This window comes from Oligoflexus sp., assembly GCF_035638955.1.
Taxonomy (GTDB): Bacteria; Bdellovibrionota_B; Oligoflexia; order Oligoflexales; family Oligoflexaceae; genus Oligoflexus.
In genome coordinates this window covers 1-5370 of record NZ_DASQYZ010000174.1, presented here as the reverse complement: position 1 = coordinate 5370, position 5370 = coordinate 1, and the positions used below count along the sequence as shown (strand labels likewise).

4 protein-coding genes and 2 pseudogenes are annotated in these 5370 nt (G+C 50.4%); 4 read left to right on the top strand and 2 right to left on the bottom strand.

Translation table 11 applies throughout. From position 1 onward, the window contains the following. Positions 1–46: 46 nt before the first annotated feature. The 3 genes and pseudogenes from VE954_RS44290 to VE954_RS16325 form a co-directional block, all read left to right on the top strand. The gene (locus VE954_RS44290; RefSeq protein WP_414699013.1) at positions 47–181 is read left to right on the top strand and encodes a group II intron maturase-specific domain-containing protein; all 135 of its coding nucleotides are present in this window, start codon (positions 47–49) and stop codon (positions 179–181) included. After that, positions 132–806: an IS6 family transposase gene (locus VE954_RS16330; RefSeq protein ID WP_414699012.1), complete on the top strand. Its 675-nt coding sequence runs from the start codon at positions 132–134 to the stop codon at positions 804–806. The genes VE954_RS44290 and VE954_RS16330 overlap by 50 nt, the downstream gene beginning before the upstream one ends. 350 nt (positions 807–1156) lie before the next feature. Further along, positions 1157–1624, top strand: a pseudogene (locus VE954_RS16325) (major capsid protein); the annotation flags it as partial. A 19-nt stretch (positions 1625–1643) separates the two neighbouring features. On the opposite strand, the gene VE954_RS16320 reads toward VE954_RS16325, so the two are convergent. Continuing rightward, complete coding sequence (locus tag VE954_RS16320; protein ID WP_324954616.1) at positions 1644–2375, bottom strand: RICIN domain-containing protein; 732 nt, start codon at positions 2373–2375, stop codon at positions 1644–1646. 688 nt (positions 2376–3063) lie between these two features. Further along, the gene (locus tag VE954_RS16315) at positions 3064–5022 is read right to left on the bottom strand and encodes an ATP-binding protein (protein ID WP_324954614.1); all 1959 of its coding nucleotides are present in this window, start codon (positions 5020–5022) and stop codon (positions 3064–3066) included. A gap of 65 nt (positions 5023–5087) precedes the next feature. On the opposite strand from VE954_RS16315, the pseudogene VE954_RS16310 reads away from it, so the two are divergent. Next, positions 5088–5370, top strand: a pseudogene (locus tag VE954_RS16310) (IS6 family transposase); the annotation flags it as partial.

The window sequence follows — 5370 nt, the reverse complement described above, 5'->3', positions numbered from 1 at the left end:
GCACATACAGCTCAAATGCGATAAGTCACTGGAAGATCTCTCAAAGATGTTCAATCCTATATTACGGGGATGGAATACCTACTACGGTAGGTTCTATAAAACTGAACTCAAACGCGTCTGGCTCAGCTTCAATGCTTACCTTGGTAGGTGGGTTCAAAGAAAGTACAAAAGATTTGCCTAGCACAAAACCAAAGCAGCGGAGTTCTTGCAGAAAATTGCAAAGAAACGACCAAATCTCTTTGCACATTGGCAACAAGGAATGTGGCACGGGTATCAGTAAAAGATTGGATCGGTGGAAGCCGGATGAGCCGAGAGGTTCCCGTCCGGTTTTAAGAGGGGCTCTGGATGAAACGCCAGGGTCTACTCACCCGTATATCAAGGTCAAAGGCCAGTGGAAATACCTTTACCGGGCAGTGGATAAGGAAGGCAATACCGTCGACTATTTGCTGACGGCAATGCGCGACCGGAAAGCCGCACAACGCTTTCTTTCGAGGGCTTTCAAGTTAAATGACCAACCGATAAAAATCACAATCGACAAAAGCGGAGCCAACGTCGCCGGCATTCAGGCCCATAATGAGGGCGAAGGCACCGATATCGAAATTCGTCAGAATAAATATTTGAACAACATTATCGAGCAGGACCATAGGCCCATCAAACAGCTATGCAGAGCCACCTTGGGCTTTGGGAGCTTTCGAATGGCAAGGATTACAATTGGTGGCTTTGAGTCGATGAGGATCATTCGAAAGCGGCAGATAGAAGCAGAGGGTGATACCTCCGCTGAAATCTTTTATTCCATTGCAGCGTGATGACTCGTCGAGTCGCACCCTCTCTCGTTCATTGTCTGGATACGCAACAGAACCGGATTCGGTGCAGGATGAACTGGAGCTGCACAATATCTATCTTGAACAGGGTGAGGACTGACCGCCATGCTACCCATCTACAGCACATACTATCTGAATCGCCTCGTCATGCTCCTTGTCCCAAAGACCAGGTATTTTCGTGACACCTTCTTCCCGCTGGAGGTCCGATCCGAGAAGGAGGAGGTCTACTTCGACAGAACACCGAAAACAGGATTGGGGCGGCTCCCTTCGTTCATCCGCTGCTCGAAGCACCGATGTTTCGTGACCAGGGATATCCGACCTAATCCTTCAAACCGGCTTTTATCAAGGAAAAGACCAGCATTACAGGCCAGGATGGTCAGGACCAACTGCCGGGTGAGGATTTTGGCGGCGAGCTGACAACCATGCAGCGCGCAGAGCTTCGGTTGATTCAAAAGACAACCCGGCTCTTTGAGAGGCTGCGCGTCCGTGAAGAGCTGATGGCGCTCGAAATTGTCAAAACAGGAAAGCTGACCATTCGCGCCGAAGGCTTTGATTCGACAATTGACTTCAAGCGGGATCCAGCCCTTACCGTGAAGCTGACCGGCACCAACACCTGGGCCAATCCCGATTTCCCCATGACCGACTTTGTCGAAAACTTTCAGCGGGAGATGGCCTCAAAAAATTTGAACCAGGCGCGCCCAAGGAAGATGATCCTCGGCATTGATGCCTGGGACTTATTCCGTGCGAACAAGGAAGTCCAAAAGGTTGTATGCGCCTTGCCGCAAGCCTCAGCCTCAAGCTGACTCCCGAAGATATGGCCCCTTAAGGCACGAATTGCTGACTCGTCTCGTTCGCACACACGGCCAACACAATCTTGGTGTTGGCTAAGCTGCCCGCATTCTGGGCGCTCATGCACAGGGCAAACGAGTCCTGCCTGAGAGAGAATAAAGTATCAGCTGCTACCTTGGTAAAATACTGGGTCTCGTCCTGAGTGCAGGGATCAGCAGATATTATATAGTCGGCAAACGCACCACCAGCCGATGAGAGGCAAAACTGCGTTTTCTCGTTCAAATACTGAATACGTCTATCGGAAGCAACTACTTCCTTGAATTTCTGAAGCTCTTCTGTCTGAAGACAGGGTTGCAAACTGACAGACCCCAACAACGTAACCTGAAGACAAAGAGTGTTGGCATGCGATAACCTGAGCACAGCAGCAGGCGATGGACTAACTGTGCCGTTAGGCGCCGGGTATGACGTTTCAAGCAAGTCGCGTATAGGCGCTTTCTTCTCCACGCTTTTTTCCGGCCCATATTTTACGTGCACCTGCATGATGCTGAGAGCATCCAGTACGATGGCGCTTGTCGATCCTGAGATGGAGATGTGAAACTCCAAGCCTACCACTTTCTGGACAACAGTCACCTCTGGCAATGGATTCTCAACCACCCAGAGCACATCTGTTCCGAGATCGATCGGATTGCCACTTTCATTAGTATGGAAACACTTGATGTTAGCCGTTGTGGGCTCTCTGGGAACGTCCTGCCATCGGCAAACCAATGGATATCCTGGCAGCCCTGCAGGTTCCTCGGAAAGCTTATCGGGCCTGCCTTTGACATCTTCACCGCGAACCGAATTCGCCCTATCAGCTCTGGAATTGAGTCGGTCGGAAAAGTTTCCTTTGCATTTTATAAGCATGGGCAAGCAACACAGCAAAATAATGACCCGTGTGAGTCGTCTCATTCGTTGTAGCTCCTAGGTAAACGCAAGTCTGCCAAATATCCAGGCTTTGCTTGGCGGTATTTGCTGAAACAATACGCAAGATTCATTCCGATTGCCGGGATGACGGGAATTTCCTCAGCAAGGCACTTCGAAAGCTCTTCTTTTTGTCGAGGTGAGAATAAACCTATGGTTCTGAGAGCTTTCCGAGCTTTTGTAAGAAATAATCCCGCGCACTGGCCTGCCCGATGTTCGAAAAAATTTAGATAAGACTCACTTGGATTTCCAGAGCCTGCTTTTGATAGCTTCCTTTACAGCAGGTGGTGAACCTCTGGGCACGGCCGAATTGGGTGCATTACCCGTTATTTGACATGGTAAGGATTTAAAAATATTGCCAGGATCAATGGCGGGCTTTCGGCCGAACCTCAAGGCGCTCGGAACTTTTCCGCATCCCGGAATCCCTCATCTCATGACTGCAGCTTCCCCGGGCGCAGTTATCCCGCTAGGGGCAGCCGCCTTTGGAGAGTCTTTAAGCCGATTTCAGTTCCAAGGATTCGAGTGCCAAACCCTGCATTCGTTTGATATGCAAAGCAGGGATGAGCATGGTAAACTGGAAGGGGGCGTAGCCGCTGCTCACGGCATCGGTGAATTCGATCTGGAGGCTACCGCCTAGCCTGGCAATGAATTCCCTGACAGCACCCATCCCGACGCCTCGGCCTGAGATTTCTGTGACGCTGGAGGCGGTGGAAAAGCCTTCGCTGAAGATGAGTTCGGCGATTTCGGAAGCCTCATAGGTCCTGTCAACGGCAATCAGACCTTTGGCTATTCCAATGGACTTTATTTTCTCGAGTGCCAACCCACGACCGTCGTCAGACATGCTGATGACACAATCACCGGCCGAGGTCATCTGGGCTTTGAAAAGGAAAGTACCAACGCCGGGCTTTCCACAGTGAAGACGCTCCGCTTCGGTTTCAAGGCCATGGTCCATACTATTGCGAACCAGATGTAAAAATGCATCTGCCAGCATTGCATGAGCTTCGTGATCCAGGAAAATATCATCCAGCCCAAGTTTTTTCACCAGTGGCACGGGCTTCCCTAGATCTTTCGCCAGACGTGGGAAATTCGATTGGGCCTCGTCAACAAGCTGGTCAAGGGGAGTATAGGTCGATTTCAAAAGAGGCAGAATTTCCGAAACAGCCGGGAGGATTCCAGTCAAAAGACGATCGAGAAGCCTTTTCACGAAGGATTCTTCCAGATTGACTTTGCTGGCAGCCTTATCATCGCGATTGAGTTTTTTCTCGGCTATCGCCACATATTCATCGATCAGCCTCATGATTTTGGTTCCATTCTCCAAAAGAATATTCCTATCGAAGCCTTGCGTCATCATCGTGGTCAAGAGATCCTCAGCCGCATGGATGGAAGACGAGATCTCCTGGAGGTCAAGCGTTCGGGCAGCCCCTTTGATCGTGTGTAGATTGATGAAAACCATTCTAAGACTCCTTTTGAGTCCAAGATTGTCCTGCTCGGACGAGGCCTCCAGGATCTGACGATTTTCTTCGAGAGCTCTTTTTACGGCACCGACAAAGCGAAGAAAACGAAGATGAGGCACGGCGATCAGCTGCTGAATCATCCCCAACTCTCTCTGCTGGGCTTCGGAGGACTTTTGCGAATCCCTGAGTTCCGTTACGTCTCGACAACTCACCAGGATTCGAAGCACAGTCGTGTTATCAGTCCCGAGGATGGTGCTCCAGTCGAGTTCAATGGTCCGGGTCTTTCCTCTGACGTCAACGGCAAGTTCCTTGGGCAGATGCTCGGCGTTGATTTCGAAGGAAAGGACATTCTCGCCAATGGAACCCGACAGGCTGGCCCGGATTATGTCGATGCGGTCGGGACTGAGCCTGGACTTTTCAAAGAGCAAGGTATCCAAGGTATAGGCTAGCTTTGGGTCGGCATTGAGCACCAGCTCAAGCCCCTTGGATCGCCGTCGATCTATCGTGAGCCGGATGGGGTCCGAGATGCTGAAAATGCCCGTTTTGATATTGTCCAGCAACGCGTTTATTTCACGGCGGCTGCGTTCAATCATCCCATTCTTTTTTCGGAGCAAAAGGAGAAGGCTGATCGAGCCAATCGCAACGACGCCGGCACTCAAAGCAGCCCAGGTTCGGAGCCTTTGGGCCAATTCGGCCTCATGAAGACGGCTGGCCTGCAGTTCATTTTCCTTTTGAAGTACTTTGCTCTTTTCCTCTTCAACCTGAAGCCCGAGCTCGGCAGTCTGCCGAGAGAAGCTATCATTTTGCGATTCCAAAACAAACTTTCTTTCCATCTCCAGCTGCCGGGTGCGAGCCTTGTATGCGTCCTTCCAGGCGCTCTGCCTTTCATAAATATCAGCCAGGATACCGCTGACGCTGAGTTGAGAATATTGATCACTCTCAGGTATTTCCGGATTGAGACTTTTTAAGATCTCCAGAGACGCTGCCAGATCATTCATGTTGAATGCCGCTTGTGCACTTTCCCTGCTCGCTTCAATATATTGGGGAAAATCCTTGCCCTTGAATCAAGATCAAAGGCGAATGGAAATACCTCTACCGGGCGGTCGACAAGGAAGGCAATACTGTCGACTACTTGCTGACGGCAAAGCGTGACCGAAAAGCCGCGCAACGCTTTCTCTTGAGGGCTATCAAAACAAATGACGAACCGATAAAAATCACTATCGACAAAAGCGGAGCCAACACATCTGCGATCAATGACTATAACGACGACGAAGGCACCGATATCGAGATTCGTCAGAACAAATATTTGAACAACATTATCGAGCAGGACCATAGGCCCATCAAGC